Genomic DNA, 20,767 nt, shown 5'->3' with positions numbered 1-20,767 from the left:
GGGGAATAAGTGTAGTTTGAGCTATAAGATTCCCATCTGATCCAGTCGGTCGGGCAGGTACTCGTCGGTGACGAAATCGAGCCCGCGCGAGGCGAGCGCCTGCTGTTCGGCCTTCTTCCCGATGTCGAGTTGCAGTTCGATCTGTTCCCTCCAGTAGTCGGTGGTAAACCGTGGGTCGTCGAGTTCCGACTCCAGGGCGTTCACGTCGGAGTCGGCGAGGGGATCGGTCGGCAGGTCGTACTCGACGATGTCCTCGGGTTGGATGCCGACGAACTCCGCCTCGGGCGTCGCGAGGTACTCCGAGAGGTGGGCGCTCTTGATGGAGCCGTAGGCGACGGAGCCGTAGATGCGGTACGACCAGGGGTCGCCGTCGGTGAAGACCACCACTGGCAAGTCCAGTTCGTCGTGGAGCCGCTTGGTAATCCGCCGGGTCGCCCGCGCCGGCTGTCCCTTCAGGTGGACGATCAGGGCGTCGTGATCGGTGTCGAAGCCGTTCTCGACGAGGCGGTCGCGCATGCCGCCGGTCTCGACACAGAGGATGAACTCGATGTCGTGATCCAGGAAGTCGATGGTGTCGGGGTTGTTGGGGATCTGATACCCGCCCTCGCCGACGTCCTTCTGACAGTGGATCTCGCGCTCGCCGCGACGGGTCTGCTCGCGCAACTCCAGCGGTCCCATCAGCGTCGCACCCGACTCCTCGGGGCGCATGTGGAAGTCCTCGCGGGTGACGTCGGAGACGATTTCGAGGTCCTCGATCAACTGGTTGGACTCGTCCTGATCGGAGAAGGCGGCCTCGTCGGAGTCCCACGACTCCGAGAGGTAGTAGAGTTCACGCAGTGTCGAGGAACGGCCCTCCTCCAGTTGACGGGCGAGGAAGTCGATGGTGTAGGTGGCCTTCAGGAGCTTCCGGGCCCCCCGCACCGAGTTGGCCGAGCGCGTCGAGGTGCGGTCGCCGTAGACCCACACCCCGCTGTCCTCGTCGTATTCGATGTTGCTCTTGGTCCGCGTCGGGAGGGTCATCTCGGGCACCTCCTCCCGGTCGAACTGGTCGTAGAACTCCGCCGCGAGGTCGATCAACTGCCGTCGTGCGCGTTCGTCCTGAGAACTCATGTGTCCACCGTGAGCTTCTCGCTCTCGACGCCCTCGACGTCCACGTCGAAGGTCGCCCCGTCGCCGTCGCTCACCTCGTAGGTAAGCCGGGCCGTCTCACCCGCCGACACCGACGGGGACCACTGTACGAACCACTCGTCGTCGAGGTCGACCACCGACGCCCCGTCGCTCACCGCGGTCGGCTCCCGGTCGACGATGTCCGTCACGTCGAGGTCCTCGGCGCGCTCGGAGTGGTTCCGCACCGCGAGCGTGACCGTCCCGTCCTCGACCGTCCGCTCGACGAGGACGTTGTTCATGATGCGGCCGAGCGCGCCGTCGATGTTCGGCCGATCGCGGCCCGTCACCGACGCCAGCTTGTCCGCCATCTCGGGCAGGATGCGTCCCAGCACCTCCTGTTTGCGCCGGCGCTTCTCCAGTGACCGCCGGCGGTTGAGGTAGGACTTCAGCTCCCGTGCGGCCTCGCGGATGGCGAGTTCGATCTCGTCCTCGATCTCCGGGACGTTCGCCACCGCGTCCTTCGACTCGCTGGTGAAGGGGACGTTCGTCGACGCGACGTGGACCATCACCACCGCGGGGCCGGAGGGGAGGCCGCGACCCCCCGGCTGATCGAGCCCGTAGTTCCGCCAGCCGATCCCCTTGACGACGTCGGTGACGGCACACGCCCCGCGCTGGTAGACGAGGGGCACGCGGTTGGCAAAGCGCATCACGTCGGCCGAGCCGTCGCTCTCCAAGTCGCCGCCGTAGGCGATGCCCGCCTCGACGATGAATGGGTCGCCGCCGTGGACCTCGGCGTCGCGGGTCGCCGCCGCGTAGAAGTCGGCGTCGAACTCCTTGCGCAGGCCGGCCTCGACGAGTTCGGCCGTGATCGGCGAGAGACAGCCCGTCGGGGGCGCGAGGATGTCCGTCTCGCGCATCGCCTCCAGCAACTCGGAGGCGGTGTCCCGGTCGTCGGCGATGGTCTTCACCTTCGGAAGGTCGTCCGGGACCGTGGACATCACCGACCAGCAGGCCTCGACGACGTTCTCGCGGGCGGTGTCGCCGAAGGTGGCCCCGGTGGCCTCTTCGACCCGGTCGGCCGAGCGGTCGACGTACGCCGCGAGTTCGTCGCGGGTCGCCCGGTGGCGCGGGTCGTCGGCCCCGGCGAACTTGTCCGCGAGCCGTTCGGCCAGCCCCTGGATCGCGGCGTCGTCCTTCCGGGTGCTGGTCGCGTCGTCGATCCGCTCGTACAGCGTCGCGGTCAGGAGATCGGTCCGGGTACACTCGGCCCAGGCCGCGCCGACGGCGTTCTCCCGGACCGTCTCGCCGAACGTCTCGTCGAACTCCGCCTCGGTCGCGTCGGCGAGGTTCCCCACGATTTCGACGAGGTCGTGGTGGGCGATCCGCTCCCGGTCGCCGACCGTCTCCGCGACGCGGGTGGCGAACCAGTCGGTCGCGTCGGCGCTCTTGTTGGCGACGGCGTCGATCAGGGCGTCCTCGATATCGGCCTCGTCGTGTGGATTCGGCGTCGCCCACGCCATCTCGCGGCCGAAGTGCCGGTCCCGGAAGCGATCACACACCTTCGTCGACGTCTTGCCGCCGACGCGGGTGAACTCGCCCTGGAGGAAGCCCGAGACCGAGTACGACTCCGTCGCGTCGAGCATCTTCAGGAGCGTCCCGAGTTCGACGCCGTGGGGATGGGGGCGGATCTCCTCCGTCTCGGCGGGCAACTGGTCGGTGCCGCGCTCGAACTTCAGCGGCTCGTCGAGGCCCGGTTCCCGGAGTTCCACCCGGGCGTGTGGGTTGACGACTGCGGTGTGCTTGATGTAGTCGTGGAGCTGTGACCGGGCGCGCATGTTCGCCTCCATCTCCAACTCGATCCGGGTCCCGTGGGGCCGGTCCCACGACGTGGTCCGCTCGTTTCGGATCTCGGGCTCGTTGTCGTCGGTGTCGATGACGAGTTCGAAATACTGGGCGTCGGCGCTCCCCTTGGTTCGGCTGGTGATCTTCGCGGGCTTGCCGGAGGTGAGCTGTGAGTAGAGGACGGCGGCGGAGATACCGATTCCCTGCTGGCCGCGTGACTGCTCTCGAGCGTGAAACCGGGAGCCGTACAGTAGTTTGCCGAACACCCGCGGGATCTGCTCTTTCGTGATCCCGGGACCGTTGTCCTCGACGACGAGTCGGTAGTAGTCGTCGACCTCGGTGATCTCGACGTAGATGTCGGGGGCGATGCCGGCCTCCTCCGTGGCGTCGAGGGCGTTGTCCACCGCCTCCTTGACGGCGGTCACCAGCCCTCGGGCCCCGGAGTCGAACCCGAGCATGTGCTTGTTCTTCTCGAAGAACTCGGCGATGGAGATGGCGCGCTGGTTCTCGGCCAACTCCTCGGCGATCCCCCCTTCCTCGCCGAGCGTCGACTGGAACGATGTCATCCGTGAGCCTCCCTACCCGGACGACGTTTAAAAGGCCACCGCCAGCGGGGTGAAAGTGATCCGTCCACGTGCGCGCCCGAGCGCGCTCGACTCGGCTCTGCCGGCGAACGCGACGGTTCGCGGCCGGGCTGCCGGCGGACGGCGAACTCAGGTTGTCGAATCGAAACCCGATCTTCGTTTTGGAGTAATCGTAATTGTGGTCGCGCGCACGCGTGCGAGCGTTTAAGGGGTGTGACCGTCTAGTCCGTGTAGATTCTATGGCTGACGAACAAGCGTACGGAGCCGGACAGATACAGGTCCTGGAGGGTCTCCAGGCCGTCCGGAAGCGGCCGGCGATGTACATCGGATCGACGGACTCGCGCGGCCTCCACCATCTCGTCTACGAAGTCGTCGACAACGCCATCGACGAGGCGCTGGCGGGTCACTGCGACGCTATCGACGTGACCGTCCACGAGGACGACTCCGTGAGCGTCTCCGACAACGGGCGCGGCATCCCGGTCGACACCCACGCGGAGTACGACCGGCCCGCCGTGGAGGTCATCATGACCGTCCTCCACGCCGGCGGCAAGTTCGACAACAAGTCCTACCAGGTCTCCGGCGGCCTCCACGGCGTCGGGGTCAGCGTCGTCAACGCCCTCTCCGCGGAACTGGAGGTCACGATCAGACGCGACGGGGCCGTCTGGACCCACCGGTTCGAGCGCGGCGAACCCGCCGAGGGGGCCTTCGAGCGGGTCCGTGACCTCGACCCCGACGAGGAGACGGGGACGACGGTCCGGTTCTGGCCCGACGACGACATCTTCGAGACCAGCGACTTCTCCTTCGAGACGCTCACGACGCGCCTCCGAGAACTCGCCTTCCTCAACTCCGGAGTGGAGATCGGTCTCGCCGACGAGCGGGACGGCGAGTCCGTCACCTTCCGCTACGAGGGTGGCATCCGGGAGTTCGTCGAATATCTCAACGAGACCAAGACTGCCCTCCACGACGAGGTCGTCTACTTCGATGACGAGGAACAGGACATCTCCGTCGAGGTGGCGCTCCAAGCCACCGACGAACTCCAGGGGTCGATCCACGCTTTCGCCAACAACATCAACACCCGCGAGGGCGGCACCCATCTGACCGGATTCAAAACGGCGCTTACGCGCGTCGTCAACGACTACGCGACGGACAACGGCCTCCTGGGTGATCTCGACGGTACCCTCAAGGGTGAAGACGTCCGCGAGGGCCTGACCGCCGTCATCTCGGTGAAACACCCCGACCCGCAGTTCGAGGGCCAGACCAAGACCAAACTCGGCAACAGCGAGGTGCGCGGCATCGTCGAGAGCGCCGTCCACCAACATCTCGGCACCTTCTTCGAGGAGCATCCCGACACGGCGCGAGCCATCGTCGGCAAGGCCGTCGAGGCGGCGAAGGCCCGCCAGGCTGCGAAGAAGGCCGAGGAGCTGACCCGCCGCAAGAGCGCCCTGGAGTCGACGGCGCTCCCCGGCAAGCTCGCCGACTGTCAGTCGAAGGATCCCGGCGAGTCGGAGCTGTTCGTCGTCGAGGGCGACAGCGCTGGCGGGAGCGCCAAACAGGGCCGTGACCGGGAGTTCCAGGCCATCCTCCCGCTCAAGGGGAAGATCCTGAACGTCGAGAAACACCGGTTGGACCGCATCCTCGAGAACGACGAGATCCGGGCGCTCATCACCGCCATCGGCACCGGCATCGGCGAGGAGTTCGACATCGAGGAGGCCCGCTACGAGCGGATCATCCTGATGAGTGTCGACGGCTCCGAACACGGATTCGTCCGGGACGGCGACGATCGGACACGATTCGTCGAGATCGGATCGTTCGTTGACGAGGTCATCGAGGCGGACGGCGAGGGATACGAGGAGTACGAAGTGCTTTGTTTCGGTCGCGACGACGAGACCACGAAGTTCCGCCCCATCGATCAGGTCATCCGGCACGAGATCGACGAACCGCTGTACAGAATCGAGACGGACTACGGGCGGAACCTGCGGGTGACTGCCTCCCACAGCGTGTTCGTTCACCGGGATGGAGAGATCGAACTCGCAGCAGGCGACGAGATCGCCCCCGGAGATCGGGTCGTCGCGCCACGATCCGTCCCGCTACACGGGGATCGAGACGGCGAGCGGATCGACCTGCTTGCCGAACTCGTCGAGCGTGGCGACGCGTTCGACTCGGAGATTTACGCGCGCGGGGACGGGATCGAAGAGTTGCTCGAACACAGGGTGCGCGAGGAGTACGCCGCGGACGGAGGCGTCGTGGCTCGTGCCGAGCCACGCGTCGACGCCCCGGCGTCGGTTCGGGAGACGCTACGCGCCCAGCGGACGGATGCCGAACTGACACAGCGGGACGTCTGCGACGCAGTCGGCGTCGCGCAACCGATCACGGTTTCGGAGTGGGAACGGGGCCAGTCGCGGCCGACCGTCTCGAACTTCCAAGCATACTGTGAGGCCATCGGCGTCTCCCCCGCCGCAGTGATGGAGCAGGTGTCGGTCGTGGACTCCCTGCTCGACCAGCGGTGGAACGAGCAGTACGAGGGGTCACCTGCGAATCGCGTCACGGAGTACGTTCGCGTCAGCGAACTAACCGAGGACGACCTCGAACACATTCCCGAGGACGCCGAAGTGACGCTCACCCCCGAACACTACGCCGACGAAGCCGTCGATAGATACGTGCAGGTCGACGAGACGCTCCTCGAACTGCTCGGCTTCTATGCCGCCGACGGGTCCAGTTCCCCCCGCAACGGGATTCGACTCGCGATGGGGCCGAACAACCGCGAGCTTGTAGAGAGATACCGCGATGCGTTCGAACACGTCTTCGGGATTCGAGCCAAGCACAGCGAGGCCGACGGTCGCGTCGACGAAGTGAAACTCGTCAACCGCGTCGCCGCGCTCGTCTGGGAGCGGGTGTTCGGCTGCACTGGCGAGACGGCCGCATCGAAGACCGTGCCGGATCTCGTCTTCGACGTGCCGAGGCCGCTCCAGCGCGCGTTCCTGCGGGGTTACCTCCACGGCGACGGGTCCGTCTCGGAGACGAAGCTCTCGTGGACGACCTGTTCGCGCGATCTCGCCAGCGGGATCATGTACCTCCTCTCCGCGCAGGGCGTCGTGGCGTCTCACTCGGTGACGCCGGCGGACGAGATCGGCGGATACGGAACGAACGCGGATCGGCACACGATCACGGTCGCCGCACGCTCCGACCTCGCGGAGATCGACGACGTCTGGAAACACCACCGCGACGGGAATCGACTGCGACCGAAAGTCGAGCACGGTAGCGACAACGAGGGCACCCGCCGGTACCACGAGATCTCCGACGATCTGGTTGCGCTGTCGGTCCGACGCGTCGAACGCGTCGACCCGACCGGGGAGTACGTCTACGACTTCTCGGTCGAGCACGACGAGAACTTCGTCGCTGGAATGGGTGGGCTCTGTGCACACAACACCGACGCCGACGTCGACGGCGCCCACATCCGCACCCTGCTGCTCACGCTGCTCTACCGTCACATGAAGCCCCTGCTGGAACGCGGTTACGTCTACGCCGCCCAACCCCCGCTCTACCGCGTCAGGTATCGCGGCGAGACCTACGACGCGATGAGCGAGGCCGAGCGCGACCGGATCGTCGAGGAGAAATGTAACGGCGAGGCCGACCAGGTTCAGCGGTTCAAGGGCCTGGGCGAGATGAACCCCGATCAGCTCTGGGAGACGACGATGAACCCCGAAAACCGGATCCTGAAGCGCATCTCCGTCGAGGACGCGGCGGCGGCCGACCGCATGTTCTCGATCCTGATGGGCGACGCGGTCGAACCGCGAAAACAGTTCATCAAGGAGCACGCGAGCGACGCGGAGTGGGTGGACATATGAGCTCGGACATCCCCGAGGACTCGGCGGCGCCGGCCCGCCGGGTCGAGACGGCCCGGATCGAACAGGAGATGGAGCAGTCCTACATCGACTACGCGATGTCGGTCATCGCGGGACGGGCGCTCCCCGACGCCCGCGACGGCCTCAAACCCGTCCACCGACGCATCCTCTATGCCATGCACGAGGCGGGCGTCACCTCCCGGGCCTCTCACCGGAAGTCGTCCTCCGTCGTCGGCGAGACGATGGGCGACTTCCACCCCCACGGCGACTCAGCCATCTACGACGCGTTGGCGCGGATGGCCCAGGGCTTCTCGATGCGCGCGCCGTTGGTCGACGGCCAGGGCAACTTCGGCTCCGTCGACGGCGACCCGCCGGCGGCCATGCGCTACACCGAGGCCCGGATGTCACCCATCGCCGAGGAGTTGCTCGCGGACATCGGGAAGGACACCGTCGACTTCTCGACGAACTACGACGGGCGGAAACAGGAGCCCGACGTGTTGCCCGCGGCCTTCCCCAACCTGCTGGTCAACGGCTCCTCGGGCATCGCGGTCGGCATGTCGACGAACGTGCCGCCGCACAACCTCGGCGAGGTGATCGACGCGACGATCCACCTCATCGAGAACCCGGACTGCACCGTCGAGGACCTGATGGAACACGTCGTCGCGCCCGACTTCCCGACCGGCGCGAACATCGTCGGCCGCAACGCCATCTACAAGGCGTACAAGACGGGCCGGGGTCGCCTCCGGGTCCGGGCGGAGATGGAGGCCGACGAGGACCGCATCGTCGTCACGGAACTCCCCTACCAGGCGAACAAGGCGCGCCTGATCGAGCGCATCGCCGACGACGTCAACGAGGGGAAACTCGACGGCGTGCGCGACCTGCGCGACGAGTCCGACCGCGACGGCATCCGCATCGTGATCGAACTCAAGCGCGGGGCGAACCCGGACGTGGTGAAAAACCAGCTGCTCGAATCCCACCTCGAAACGACCTTCGGCGTCATCAACCTCGCGCTGGTGGACGGTCAGCCGAGGGTGCTCGACCTCAAGGAGACCCTGGAGGTCTACCTCGATCACCGGCGCGAGGTCGTCCGCCGGCGCAGCGAGTACGACCTCGCCGAGGCCGAGGACCGCGCTCACATCCTCGACGGGCGACTGACGGCTCTTGAGAACGCCGACGAGGTGGTCGAACTCATCCAGGACGCCGCGGACCGCGACGCCGCGAAGGCGGCGCTGAAAGCCGCCTTCGACTTCTCGGACGACCAGGTCGATCACATCGTCGCCATGCAACTCGGCAGCCTCACCTCGATGGAGACGGCCGCCATCGAGGAGGAGTACGCGGAGGTGCAAGCGCGGATCGACCGACTGGAGGAGATCCTGGACAACGAGTCCGAACTCCTCGGCGTCATCGAGGACGAACTCCGGGAGATCAAAGCCGACTACGCCGACGAGCGCCGCACCCGGATCATCGAGGACGACGGCGAGGTAACCGACGAGGACCTCATTCCCCAGGAGGACACTCTCGTCGTCGTCAGCGAGGACGACTACATCAAGCGGATGTCGCTGTCGGCGTTCGACCCCCAGCACCGCGGCGGCAAGGGGATCATCGGCGCGGACCTCAAGGAGGGCGACCGCGTCTCCTCGGTCTTCCTCGCGAACACCCACGACTACCTGCTCTGTTTCACCAACCGGGGGCAGGTGTACAAGCTGAAGACCTACCAGGTGCCCGAGATGGGCCGCACGGCCCGCGGCAAGTCGGCGGTGAACCTGCTCGACCTCGACGACGGCGAGGAGATCGAAGCGGTCGTCGACTGCGAGAGCCTGGAGGACGACGCGGAGCGCTATCTCACCATGGCGACCCGCGACGGTCGCGTGAAACGCACCGCAGTCGACGAGTTCGGCAACATCCTCTCGACCGGCATCCGGGCCATCCGCCTCGCCGAGGGTGACGCCCTCGTGGACGTCGAGTTGACCGACGGCGACCACGACCTGATCGTCGCCACCGGCGGCGGCATGAGCATCCGGTTCGACGAGAACGAGGTCCGACCCATGGGACGCGACGCCCGCGGCGTCGGCGGCATCAAACTCGAGGGCTCGGATCACGTCGTCGGCCTGGCCGCCGTCGACCCCACGGACCACGACTGGGTGCTGTCGGTGACCGACAACGGCTACGGCAAGCGCTCGCCGGTCGACGCCTACCGACAGCAGTCCCGCTACGGCAAGGGGCTGATCGACATCAAGACCAACGAGCGCAACGGTCCGGCCTGTGCCATCGACGCCGTCGGCCCCGGCGACGACCTCGTGGTGATGAGCGAGGACGGACAGATCATCCGAACGCCCGTCGAGGACGTCTCGACGGTCGGACGCAACACGATGGGCGTCATCGTGATGGATCTGGACGCCGGCGACGCCGTCGCCTCGGTGGCCGTGATCCCCGCCGAGCGGACGGGTGATGGCGAACTCGACGACGCCTGACCCCACACGCGACGGCCGACGCTCGCGCGGCGTGCTCGCGGCGAACGCCACCGGGGGTTCGCCCCGCCCGCCGTGGTCGTCGCAGTGGCTGATCGCGTAAAAATGCGGTCGGCGTCAGTCCTTGTACGGTGCACACACGCGAGCGACGCCCTCCTCGAAGCCCACTTCGGGCTCCCAGCCGGTGGCCTCGCGGAGTTTCGTGGCGTCGGCCAGCGTGTCGTGGACGTAGACAGGCAGCGGGTTCTCGACGTACTCGGGGTCGACGTCGGTGCCGAGTTCGTCGTTGATCATCCCGACCATCGTGTTGAACGTGTAGCTCTCGCCGGTGCCGACGTTGTAGACCCCGTCGAGTTCGTGGTCGGCGACGAGTTCGATGGCTCGGACCACGTCGTCGACGTGGGTGAAGTCACGGGTCTGCGTGCCGTCGCCGAAGAGGACGGGCGACTCGCCGTCGGCGATGGCGTCGGCGAACTGCGCCACCGTGTTCGCGTACTCGCCTTTGTGTTCCTCGGCGCCGCCGTAGCCCTGGTAGACCGAGAAAAAGCGCAGGCCGGCGAGTGTCATGTCGTAGTGGTTGCCGAAGTACTCGCCGTAGCGCTCGCGGGCGAGCTTCGACGCCTCGTAGCAGGTGCGCGCCTCGACGTCCATCTCCTCGGGCGAGGGTTCGGTCCGGGAGCCGTAGATGGAGGAGGTGGTGGCGTAGACGACGGTGTCACAGCCGTCCTCGCGGGCCTGTTCGACCGTGTTGACGAAGCCCTCGACGTTGACGCGCGTGGCCTCGCGTTTGTTCTCCTCGACCATCGTATAGGAGGAGTAGGCCGCGAGGTGGAAGACGACGTCCACGTCGGTCGGTAGGTCGTCGTCGAGGACGCTCCCGTCGACGAACTCGACGGGGCCGTCGGCGTTGCCCTCGGCGTCGACGCCGTCGAGGTTCTCGGGCGTCCCGAGGTGGCAGTCGTCGAGCGCGACGACATCGTTGTCGGCGGCGAGATGGTTCGCCAGGTTCGAACCGATGAATCCCGCGCCGCCCGTCACGAGGACTCGTTTCCCTCTCATGAGGGAAGGGGAATCCCGATAGATGCAAAGCTGTATCGCTTTCGTCACGACGAGGTGGCGAAATCGGACGTCGTTTCCTCACATCCATCGAATTTAATAACGCTAGTCACAAACCCCATGGCATGTCATCAATCGAACTGACCTCGAGTCAGAAGACGATCCTGACCGCCCTCATCAACCTCCATCGCGAGACTGAGGACGCGGTGAAGGGGGAGGACATCGCCGACGAGGTCGACCGGAATCCGGGCACAATCCGCAACCAGATGCAGAGTCTCAAAGCGCTCCAACTCGTCGAGGGCGTACCGGGGCCGAAAGGCGGGTACAAGCCGACGGCCAACGCCTACGAGGCGCTCGACGTGGATCAGATGGACGAACCGGCCGCCGTGCCCCTGCTCCACAACGGCGAACCCGTCGACACGGCGAACGTGGGCGAGATCGACCTCTCGTCGGTCCACCACCCCGACCTGTGTCGGGCCGAGATCCACGTCCAGGGTTCGGTCCGGGAGTTCCACGAGGGCGACAAGGTGCGCGTCGGCCCCACGCCGCTCTCGAAACTCGTCGTCGACGGGACGGTCGACGGCAAGGACGACACCGACAACATCCTGATCCTGCGGATCGACGACATGCGGGCGCCCGCGGAACAGCCCGAGCACTGAGCACCCGTCCGCGATATCCGCTACCTCGCCATCGCTCTCGGCCCCGTTACATGTCCGACCAGGCGTCGATGGCCCGGCCGAGCGAGGAGACGTCCGCGATCCAGCGTGCGGCGACCGCTTTCTTCAGCAGTTCGGCGCCGACGCCGCCGAACGTATCGATCGGGAGCGGGTCGACCCCGTGGGCGACCGCCTCGTCGCCCACGGAGATGAGCGTCCCCTTGTCGTCGTAGGTCCAGGTCTCGAGCGACCGTCCCTCGACGGCGCGGGCGAGGTTCTCGCCGGCGACTTCGGCGGCCTGCCAGGCGGCCTGTGCGGTCGGCGGCGCGAACTCCTCCGGTCCCTGTTCGATCAGCGCCGTGTCGCCGATGGCGAACACCCGGTCGTCGCTCGTCCGGAAGTCGCGGTCGGCGTACACCCGATTGCTCCGGTCGTCCTTGTCGACGGCCGCGTCTTCGAGTTCGGCCTGTCCCGTGATCCCGCCGGTCCAGACGAAGACGTCGTAGTCGAGTTCGGTCGGGTCCTCGTCCTCGCCGCCGCCGACGTAGATGGTGTCGGCGTCGACCTTCGAGACGAACTCGCCGGTCATGATGTCGACCCCGGCGGCCTCCAGTCGCTTGCGGAGCGCCCCTTGGAGTTCGGGATCGTTGCCGGGGAAGACTTCGTCCAGTCCCTCGACGAGGGTCACGTCGACGGGCGCGCGGTGGTCGTCCCGGTAGGCGGCGACTTCGCCGGCCGTCTGGATACCGGAGAGCCCGGCACCGCCGACGACGACCTGTGCGGGGTCGGAGCGCGTGGCCTCCCCGGCCGCGTCGGCCAGGTCGCGGTGGATCTCCCGGGCGTCGTCGAGGCTCTTGAGCGTGTGGGCGTGTTCTTCGAGTCCCTCGATGCCGTAGAAGGCGGTGCGACTCCCCAGTGCGACGAGCAGGTAGTCGTAGGGGACCGACTTGCCGTCGCGGAGGTGGATCTCCCGTTCGTCGACGTCGATACCCGTGACGCGGCCCTGTGTGAACGTCGTCTCGGGGGGTTTGATCTCGTCGACGGGGATCGATATCTTGGGGGCGACGTTCGTGTCCCGAACGACGCGGTGGGCCTCGTGAAGGACGAGATGATAGTCGTGCTCGGAGATCCAGGTGAGTTCGGCGCTGTCGTCCGCCGCTTCCTCGAAACTGGTGACGGCGCCGGCACCGGCGTACCCGGACCCGAGTACGACGACCTGTGCGGTCATGGCGGACACTCCGAATCCCCTCGTTATAGGGATGTTGGAACGTCGCCGGACGGCACCGACTACAGCGAGAGGTCGGCGTGCCACGCGTCGGCGCCCGACGCCTCGCGTCGCTCGCCCATCCGGTGGAGGAGCGCGGCCGCGAGGCTGCCCACCTCCGCGGCCCGACCCTCTCCCTCGGTCCGGAACTCGCCCGTCGTTCGGTTGGCGAAGACGGTACACACCGCGCCCGCACGGAGCCCGTAGAGGTTCGCGAGCGTCAGCACGGCGCTCGCCTCCATCTCGATGTTCTTGACGTTCGCGGTCCGAAGGTCGTCGAGCAACGAGTCGGTCCCCGGGGCCTCGAACCCCTCGAACCCCGGACGGGCCTGCCCGGCGTAGAAGCTGTCCGTACTCAGGGTGATCCCGCAGTGGTAGTCGTAGCCGAGTCGCTCGGCGGCCGCCACCAGCGCCGAGACGACCGCGTGGTCCGCGACGGCGGGGTAGTCCGGGCGGACGTACTCCTCGCTCGTCCCCTCGCCCCGCACTGCGCCGGTCGTGATGACCAGGTCGCCGACCGATATCTCGGGGTGGATGGCGCCACAGGATCCGACCCGGAGGAACGTCTCCGCCCCGACGCGTGCGAGTTCCTCGACGGCGATGGCGGCGGAGGGGCTCCCGATGCCCGTCGAGGTGACCGAGACCGGTTCGCCATCGTACGCTCCGGTCGCGGTGCGGTACTCCCGGTGGGTCGCGACCGTCTCGGCCTCGTCCCAGCGGTCGGTCACGACGTCGACACGGTCGGGGTCGCCGGGGAGCAACACCGTGTCGGCGACGTCTCCCGGCGCGACTTCGAGGTGGTACTGGCGGTCGGTGTCGTCTGCCATGGGACCCCGTACGGATACGGGGCGCAAATAGCTACGGCGGCTGGACACCTCCGCGGCGGGGGACTCGCAGCCTGACCGCCGGTTACCGGTACTCGGCGGTGACCCAACTACAGGCCGAACAGGCGTGGATGCCTTGGACGTTCAACACGGTGCTCTCACAGGACGGACAGGTCGATAGCTCGGACGGATCGGTGACTCGGCTGGCTTGTGCCATCTTGATAGAACGATGTCATCCGTCCCATAAAAGTCTGCTGTTGGTATGTGTTACATAGACGTAATAGTGTTTAAGGAATGGGTGCATATGGGAAAATAGTTCGATGTACGTTTCGAATTTCGTTATTCGTGACTACGTTCGGCGGATTCGAGAGTTTCGGGACCCATGGTCGCGGGCAGCAGTTCGCCGAGGGTATACTCGCTGACCGCGTCCCCACCCTCGTCACAGCGGATCGGCAGGTCGTCGTCGCAGAACTCCGCGAGCGTCTGGCGACACATCCCGCAGGGGGTCACGCCGTCGCGGGCACCCGAGGCGACCGCCAGCGCGTCGAACGCTCGGTGGCCACGTTTGACCGCTTCGGCCAGGGCGACTTCCTCGGCGTGGAGGCTGTTGCTGTAGTTGGCGTTCTCGACGTTGCAACCGGTGAACACGGTGCCGTCGGCGGTTCGAAGCGCCGCGCCGACACGGTAGTCGGAGTAGGGGACGTACGCGGCGTCGAGGGTCTCGCGGGCGCGTTCGACGAGTTCGTCGGTCACGCCCCGTTCGTACACGCGGGGAGCGCATAGGGGTTGTCCCCACCCGAGGGACTTTTACTCGCGGAACGACGAGCCCCACCATGGCACTCTCCGAGGGCGAGGCGTCGACGCCGAACCGCCGACGCGCGGCGCTGGCTGTGACGCCCTTCCTGTTGCTTGGACTCGCGGACGTCGTCCTCCTCCTGGTGTGGGGTATCGAACCCCTCTGGGCCTTCGCTATCCTGCCGCCCATCCTCTTTACGACGGTTCTCGCGTGGCTGGCGTTCAGCACCGACTTCCTCGAGGACCGGACCTAACGGCCGGTGTCGTACTTGTACGTCGCACTGTCCGGGTCGATACCGAAGTCCTCGGCGTCGGCCTCCGACGACTCGGCGCCCGCCTCGTGGGGACTTGCGTTCTTGAACGCCTCCCGCAACCGCGCGGGCATCTCGAAGGCGTCGACGCGGAGGCGCGTCGCGACGGCGTCGGGTTGGACCGACTCCCGCTTCTCGGCCACCCGCTCGCGCATCCGCTCCGGGAGGGCGTCCGACTCGACGGGTTCGAACCCGAACTGGACCAGGTAGTTCGGCCGGTCGGTCACCGAGTAGACGATGTCGAACCCCTCGGCGGCCGCCGTCTCGACCAGGCGCTCGACGACGTGTGCTCCCACCCCCTGATCACGCCACGTGGGCAGGACGCCGACACCCGTCAACTCGCAGTAGTCGCCGTCGTCGGTCTTGTGGACGCGGACGCGGCCGAACCCCGCCCGCTCGTTCGTCTCCTCGTCGACCGCGATGACGTAATCCCGGGACCTGAAGGCGACGTCGTCCAAGGCCATCTCCTCGATGTGGTCGAGCAACCAGGCCTCGTCTCGGTTCTTGGCGTCCCGGACGTACATGGGCCGAGGTAGTGAGCGGCGAACCAAAAGGATTTGCCGCGTCGCGTCAGTACGGCAGGAAATAGAGCCCCACGGCGAACACCGGGAACAACACCAGCATGACGACGATGGTGTACCCGAGGATGTCGCGAGCACGGACCTGCGTCAGTCCCAGTAGTGGGATGGCCCAGAACGGCTGGAACATGTTCGTCCACATGTCGCCGACGCCGTAGGCGACGATGGCTTTGCCGGGCGGCACGCCGAGTTCGACCGCCGCGCTTCCGACGACGCCGCCGATGATTCCCCACTCCCCGCCGCCGCTCGGGACGAACAGGTTCATCAATCCGCCGAGCAGCCACGCGATCACCGGGAAGGTCTGTGGCGTCGCCACAGCGAGCAGTCCCTCGGCGATCAGATCCGAGAGCCCGGAGTTGCTGATGATTCCCAGGATTCCGGCGTAGAAGGGGAACTGGAGGATGATCCCGGCCGCGCCCTCGGTTGCGTCACGGATCGTCTCCATGTACGCCGCCGGCGTCTTGTGCAGGAACAGGCCCAGCGCGATGAACGTGAAGTTGAACACGTTGAGGTCGAGCGCCTCGCCGATCCCGCCGGCGTTGACAAAGTAGTTGATGACGTACACCATCATCCCGATGCCGATGAGGTAGGCGACGGCCCGGCTGTCGTTGAGCCGGTCCGCCGGAGACCGGGGGGTGTTCGCCGTGACCGTCGCCCCGTCGTCCGAGTCCGAGACGGCCTCCTCGGGGTCGTCGCCGCGGAGGAGTTCCGGTGCGTACTCCTCGATACCCGTCGCGTCCTCCTCGTCGGGTGCGAGAAACGCCAGCACTGGGATGACTGTCACGAACACCAAGACGGCGATGCCGAACGCGTAAATCGTGAACACACTCTCGTTGAGCGGGACGATGCCGATGATGTCCTGGAAGGGGTGATCCTCCGTCGCCGACAACAGCCCCGCACTCGTCGACGGGCCGACGTGCCAGATGGTCTGGCTCGTGTAGCCCGCGGCACAGAGGATGGGATAGTGGAACGTCTTCCCCCGCTCGTGGCCCGCCCGTGCCACGAAGATGGCGAAGATTGCCCCCACGATGAGGCCGATGCCCCAGTGGAAGTAGCCGAAGATCAACGCGACGGCTGCCACGAGGGCTGCCGCCTGGGTGTTCGTGTCCGGGACTGCGGCGAGGCGATCCAGATAGCTACTGACGAAATCCGAGTCGGCGACAGCGTACCCCGTGACCAGAATCAACACCATCTGCATCGCGAAGGTCAACAGGGTCCAGAAGCCGTCGTACCAATTCTGGATGTTCTGGTAGGGACCGTCGGGTGTAAACGCGATTGCGGCTACGTACGCGATCAGCGTCAGGATCACCGCGAACAGGAACGGACTCGGGATCCACCTCTCCGACCAGTCCGCCATCGATCGACCGAACGATTGTACGCGCTGTCGTGTTGACATCGATACTCGCATCCGACATGATCTTTGGATATAAAGGTGTGGTGTCGGGTGACGTGAGTCACCCCTCCAAGGCGCGGACGTTCGACCCCGTACCGCTGCTCACACCGAACCGAGAGCGATCCGACGCTCCTCGGGAACCGGATCGTCACTCACCGCGACCGGTCCCGCCGCCTCGGCGCCGGGCAGGACGACCGTTCCGCCCGCGAGCAGCGGGGCGAGCACCCCCGCGACCACCGCCCGCGGGTCGGCGAGCGACGCCCGGAGCGCGACGGCCGTCCCGGCGTCCAGTCCCGCCGCGTCGACGACGTCCTCGGCCCGCCTCAACAGCTCGCGGTGTGACCACGCCCGCTCCCCGTCGAGCAGGGCCGGGTCGTCCGGCGAGCGCTCGCCGGGGGGCATCGCGGGGTTCTCGCTCCAGACCACCCCTTCCCAGTGGGTCGCCGTCGCCGCCGCCGGCGCCCCGCCGTAGACGCAGACCTTCCGCTCGCCGCCGTCGAGTTCGGCCTCCCGGTCGACGTGTCCCATCACGACCCGCGCGTCGGCGTCGACGTCGAACGCGACGGGGGCGCCGAGCGACGCCGCACCGAACAGCGTCTCGACGACCTGTGGTGCCGGGTCGGGCGCGAGTGCGACCCGCGCCCCCTCGTGGACGCCCAGGTGGCTGAGCGCGTGGCCGGCCTTCCAGGCCGTCGTACAGAAATCGCGGTAGCTGACCGCTCGGTCGCGGGTCACGACCCGCAACGCGATCCGTTCGCTTCGCCGGTCACGGCCGACTAGATCCCCGAGGACGCGCATCTAGAAACTGCTCTTGATCCGCTCGAAGAAGCCCTCTTTCACGTCGACCTCCTCGCCGCCGGCCTCGGCGAACTCCTTGAGAGCCTCGCGTTGCTCCTCGTTCAGGTCGTCCGGCGTCACGACCTGCACCTGTACGTAGAGGTCGCCGCGGCCCCGCCGTCGGAGTCGGGGCATTCCCTTCCCCTTCAGACGGAACGTCTCGCCGCTCTGGGTGCCCGCGGGCACGTCCATCTCGACGGTGCCGTCGAGGGTCGGCACCTCGACGGTGTCGCCGAAAGTGGCCTGCGGGAAGGAGATGGGATGCTGGTACTGCAGGTCGTCGCCGTCGCGTTCGAAGTCCGGATGGTCGGCGACCGACACCTCGATCAGCAGGTCGCCGTTCGGCCCGCGGTTCCGCCCCGGCGCGCCCTCGCCCTCCATCCGCAGGGTCTGTCCGTCCCGGATCCCCGCCGGGATGTCGACCGAGAGCGTCGACTCCTCGCGAACCTGCCCCTCGCCGTCGCAGGTGGCACACGTCTCGCTGTAGAGGGTGCCGTCGCCGCCACACTGCCGGCAGGTCCCCGTCTGTTGCATCCGGCCGAACGGCGTCTGTTGTACCTGTGTGACCTGCCCCCGGCCGTCGCAGTTGGGACACGTCCGCGCGTCGGCGTCGGGCGGGTGGCCCTCGCCGTCGCAGTCCGGACACCGCGACGGCCGCGTCACGGTGAACTCGCGTTCGACGCCCTCGAAGGCCTCCTCGAGGTCGAGTTCGAGCGACGTGCGGAGGTCCTGCCCCTGTCGGGGCCGGTCGCCGCCCCCGCCGCCGCCGCGGCCGCCGCCGAAGAACTGCTCGAAGATGTCCTCGAAGCCGCCGGCGCCGCCACCACCCGCGCCGCCGAAGGGGTTGCCGCGTGCGCCGTCGGCCCCGCCGCCGCCGTCGAAGCCGCCGCGCTTCTCGGCCTGTTCGAAGCGCTCGTGACCCATCCGGTCGTACGCCTGTCGCTTCTCCTCGTCGGTGAGCACCTCCTTTGCCTTCTTTGCCTTCTTGAACTTCTCCTCGGCGTCGGGGTCGTCGCTCACGTCCGGATGGTACTCGGAGGCCTTCTTCCGGTACGCCGCCTTGATCTCCTCCTCGGAGGCGTCCTGGGACACGCCGAGCACGTCGTAGAAATCCTCTGTCATCAGTTATCCTTTCGTACCGTCCCTACCTATTTCAAAAACGCGGCTCGGGGACTACGCGTCCTCGTCCTCGTCGTCTTTCTCCTCGAAGTCGGCGTCGACGTACTCGTCGTCGGCACCGGGGCCGGCACCCGCGCCGGGGCCGGCACCCGCACCTGCACCGGGGCCGGCACCCGCACCGCCCATGCCCGCACCGGCACCGCCGGCGCCGGCCTGGGCCTGCTGGGCCTGCTCCTGGTACATCTGCTTGCCGATCTCTTGGAGTTCCTCGGACAGCGTCTCGGTCACGTCCTGCAGTTCCTCGGCCGTCGCGTCCTCGTCGTCGAGGGTCTCCTCGACGTCCGCGATGGCGTCCTCGACGGACTCCCGGATCTCGTCGTCGATCTCCTCCTCGTTCTCCTCGAGGAGCGTCTCGGCGCGCTGGATCGCACCCTCGGCGTCGTTGCGGGCCTCGATCCGCTCGCGGCGCTGCTGGTCCTCCTCGGCGTGTTCCTCGGCCTCATTCTGCATGCGCTCGATCTCCTCGTCGGAGAGGCCGGCGCCGCCCTCGATGGTGATCGACTCGGCGTTGCCCGAGCCCTTGTCCTCGGCCTCGACGTTGACGATGCCGTTCTCGTCGATGTTGAAGCCGACCTCGATCTGGGGCGTACCGGCGGGCGCCGGCGGGATGCCGGTCAGCTGGAACTCGCCGAGCAGTTCGTTCTCCTCGGCGATCTCGCGTTCACCCTGGAAGACCCGAACCTGCACCATCGTCTGGTTGTCCGCCGCGGTGGTGAAGATCTTCGACTCCTCCGTCGGGATGGTGGTATTCTTCTCGATCAGCCGCTCGAACAGGCCACCCTTGACCTCGATCCCGAGCGACAGGGGCGTCACGTCCAGCAGGACGATGTCGTCGACCTCGCCGCCGAGGACGCCGCCCTGGATCGCCGCGCCCAGCGCGACGGCCTCGTCGGGGTTGACGTTCTTCTTCGGCTCCTGGCCGACGAGGTCCTCGACTTTCTCCTGGACCTGCGGCATCCGCGTCGATCCGCCGACGAGGATGACCTCGTCGATGTCGTCTTTCGAGTAGCCCGCATCGGAGAGTGCCTGCTCGGTCGGCTCGACCGTCCGCTCCAGCAGGTCGCTCGTCAGCGACTCGAACTTCGCGCGGGTGAGCGACGTCTCGAGGTGGATCGGGCCGTCGTCGGTCGCGGTGATGAACGGGAGGTTGATGTCCGCCTCCTTCCGCGAGGAGAGCTCTACTTTGGCCTCCTCGGCGGCGTCCTTCAGCCGCTGGAGCGCCTGGCGGTCCTCGCGGAGGTCGATGCCGTGGTCGCTCTCGAACTCCTCGGCGAGGTGGTCGATGATCGCCTCGTCCCAGTCGTCGCCCCCGAGGTCGTTGTCCCCGTTGGTCGCGACGACTTCGTAGACGCCGCCGCCCAGATCGAGGACGCTCACGTCGAAGGTGCCGCCCCCGAGGTCGAACACGAGGACCGTCTGGTCGGACTCGTCGTCGAGGCCGTAGGCCATCGACGCCGCCGTCGGCTCGTTGACGATGCGCTCGACCTCGAAGCCGGCGATCTCGCCGGCGTCTTTGGTCGCCTGGCGCTGCCGGTCGTTGAAGTACGCCGGCACCGTGATGACCGCCTTCTCGACCTCGTCGCCCAGGTACTCCTCGGCGTCCCGCTTGATTTTCTGGAGGATCATGGCCGAGATCTGTTCGGGCGTGTACTCGTCGTCGTCGATCTCGACGGAGTAGTCCTCCTCGCCCATGTGGCGTTTGATCGACTGGATCGTGCGCTCGGGGTTCTGGACGGCCTGGTTTTTCGCCGGCTTCCCGACGAGTCGCTCGTCGTCCGTGAACGCGACGACGGAGGGAGTCGTTCGGTCGCCTTCGCCGTTTACGATGATCTCCGGATCGCCGCCCTCCATGACCGCGAACGCGCTGTTCGTGGTCCCGAGGTCGATTCCCAGAATCTTGTTGCTCGCCATCTTGTCCTTGATTACCGGTTTAGTTCGGTTAAAGGTTACTAGACGGCCCGAGCTCCCCGTCCAGAGCGGGTCGCTCCCGTCCCCCGATTTATCGCTCGCTGGTCGTCCTTCACCAACACC

General features: G+C 66.9%; 15 protein-coding genes and 2 pseudogenes. 5 read left to right on the top strand and 12 right to left on the bottom strand.

All coding sequences use genetic code 11. From position 1 onward, the window contains the following. Window positions 1-21 precede the first annotated feature (21 nt). Both NO364_RS08990 and NO364_RS08985 read right to left on the bottom strand, forming a co-directional pair. On the bottom strand, window positions 22-1,110 hold the full coding sequence (locus tag NO364_RS08990; RefSeq protein WP_257627325.1) for a DNA topoisomerase IV subunit A: 1,089 nt from the start codon (window positions 1,108-1,110) through the stop codon (window positions 22-24). Continuing rightward, window positions 1,107-3,515 (bottom strand): DNA topoisomerase VI subunit B, encoded by a 2,409-nt coding sequence (locus NO364_RS08985; RefSeq protein ID WP_257627324.1) that lies wholly within the window; start codon window positions 3,513-3,515, stop codon window positions 1,107-1,109. Before NO364_RS08985 ends, NO364_RS08990 begins: the two co-directional genes overlap by 4 nt. Before the next feature lie 257 nt (window positions 3,516-3,772). Between NO364_RS08985 and NO364_RS18365 the strand changes: the two are divergent. The 3 genes and pseudogenes from NO364_RS18365 to gyrA form a co-directional block, all read left to right on the top strand. Beyond that, window positions 3,773-6,952: pseudogene (locus NO364_RS18365) on the top strand (DNA gyrase subunit B); the annotation flags it as partial. A 6-nt stretch (window positions 6,953-6,958) separates the two neighbouring features. Continuing rightward, a pseudogene (locus tag NO364_RS18190) lies at window positions 6,959-7,378 on the top strand (DNA topoisomerase IV subunit B); the annotation flags it as partial. After that, window positions 7,375-9,846, top strand: a complete 2,472-nt coding sequence (gene gyrA, locus NO364_RS08975; RefSeq protein WP_257627322.1) for a DNA gyrase subunit A — start codon at window positions 7,375-7,377, stop codon at window positions 9,844-9,846. The pseudogene NO364_RS18190 and the gene gyrA, both read left to right, overlap by 4 nt. A 114-nt stretch (window positions 9,847-9,960) precedes the next feature. Here the strand turns inward: gyrA and NO364_RS08970 are convergent, their stop codons facing one another. After that, the gene (locus tag NO364_RS08970; RefSeq protein ID WP_157687820.1) at window positions 9,961-10,902 is read right to left on the bottom strand and encodes an NAD-dependent epimerase/dehydratase family protein; all 942 of its coding nucleotides are present in this window, start codon (window positions 10,900-10,902) and stop codon (window positions 9,961-9,963) included. 122 nt (window positions 10,903-11,024) lie between these two features. On the opposite strand from NO364_RS08970, the gene NO364_RS08965 reads away from it, so the two are divergent. Beyond that, window positions 11,025-11,558 (top strand): Rrf2 family transcriptional regulator, encoded by a 534-nt coding sequence (locus NO364_RS08965; RefSeq protein ID WP_157687821.1) that lies wholly within the window; start codon window positions 11,025-11,027, stop codon window positions 11,556-11,558. Between the two features lie 46 nt (window positions 11,559-11,604). On the opposite strand, the gene NO364_RS08960 is transcribed toward NO364_RS08965, so the two are convergent. The 4 genes from NO364_RS08960 to cdd form a co-directional block, all read right to left on the bottom strand. Continuing rightward, the gene (locus NO364_RS08960) at window positions 11,605-12,783 is read right to left on the bottom strand and encodes an NAD(P)/FAD-dependent oxidoreductase (RefSeq protein WP_257627321.1); all 1,179 of its coding nucleotides are present in this window, start codon (window positions 12,781-12,783) and stop codon (window positions 11,605-11,607) included. A gap of 59 nt (window positions 12,784-12,842) precedes the next feature. Continuing rightward, a complete protein-coding gene (locus NO364_RS08955) occupies window positions 12,843-13,646 on the bottom strand; it encodes a nucleoside phosphorylase (RefSeq protein WP_257627320.1) in 804 nt (267 codons plus the stop codon). 82 nt (window positions 13,647-13,728) lie between these two features. Next, window positions 13,729-13,860, bottom strand: a complete 132-nt coding sequence (locus tag NO364_RS08950; RefSeq protein ID WP_257627319.1) for a hypothetical protein — start codon at window positions 13,858-13,860, stop codon at window positions 13,729-13,731. 122 nt (window positions 13,861-13,982) lie between these two features. After that, window positions 13,983-14,396 carry a cytidine deaminase gene (gene cdd / locus NO364_RS08945; RefSeq protein WP_157687824.1) on the bottom strand — a complete coding sequence of 138 codons (414 nt, stop codon included), beginning with the start codon at window positions 14,394-14,396 and terminating at the stop codon, window positions 13,983-13,985. Window positions 14,397-14,476: 80 nt separating this feature from the next. Here cdd and NO364_RS08940 point away from each other — a divergent pair, with 80 nt between their 5' ends. Beyond that, window positions 14,477-14,692: a DUF8142 family protein gene (locus NO364_RS08940; protein WP_157687825.1), complete on the top strand. Its 216-nt coding sequence runs from the start codon at window positions 14,477-14,479 to the stop codon at window positions 14,690-14,692. Here NO364_RS08940 and NO364_RS08935 read toward each other — a convergent pair. From NO364_RS08935 to dnaK, 5 genes are all read right to left on the bottom strand, one after another. Further along, window positions 14,689-15,273 carry a GNAT family N-acetyltransferase gene (locus tag NO364_RS08935; RefSeq protein ID WP_257627318.1) on the bottom strand — a complete coding sequence of 195 codons (585 nt, stop codon included), beginning with the start codon at window positions 15,271-15,273 and terminating at the stop codon, window positions 14,689-14,691. The genes NO364_RS08940 and NO364_RS08935 overlap by 4 nt on opposite strands. 46 nt (window positions 15,274-15,319) lie before the next feature. Then, entirely contained in the window at window positions 15,320-16,723 is a 1,404-nt protein-coding gene (locus NO364_RS08930) for a short-chain fatty acid transporter (RefSeq protein ID WP_257627317.1), read from the bottom strand. A 99-nt stretch (window positions 16,724-16,822) separates the two neighbouring features. Next, a complete protein-coding gene (locus tag NO364_RS08925) occupies window positions 16,823-17,518 on the bottom strand; it encodes a long-chain fatty acid--CoA ligase (protein WP_257629113.1) in 696 nt (231 codons plus the stop codon). Next, complete coding sequence (gene dnaJ / locus NO364_RS08920) at window positions 17,519-18,679, bottom strand: molecular chaperone DnaJ (protein ID WP_257629112.1); 1,161 nt, start codon at window positions 18,677-18,679, stop codon at window positions 17,519-17,521. A gap of 51 nt (window positions 18,680-18,730) precedes the next feature. Continuing rightward, a complete protein-coding gene (gene dnaK, locus NO364_RS08915; RefSeq protein ID WP_157687830.1) occupies window positions 18,731-20,647 on the bottom strand; it encodes a molecular chaperone DnaK in 1,917 nt (638 codons plus the stop codon). Between the last annotated feature and the right edge of the window lie 120 nt (window positions 20,648-20,767).

Source organism: Haloplanus salinarum, assembly GCF_024498175.1.
In the GTDB taxonomy this organism is placed as follows: domain Archaea; phylum Halobacteriota; class Halobacteria; order Halobacteriales; family Haloferacaceae; genus Haloplanus; species Haloplanus salinarum.
Note: the sequence above shows the minus strand (reverse complement) of the source record. Positions and strands in the feature narration are given on the sequence as shown.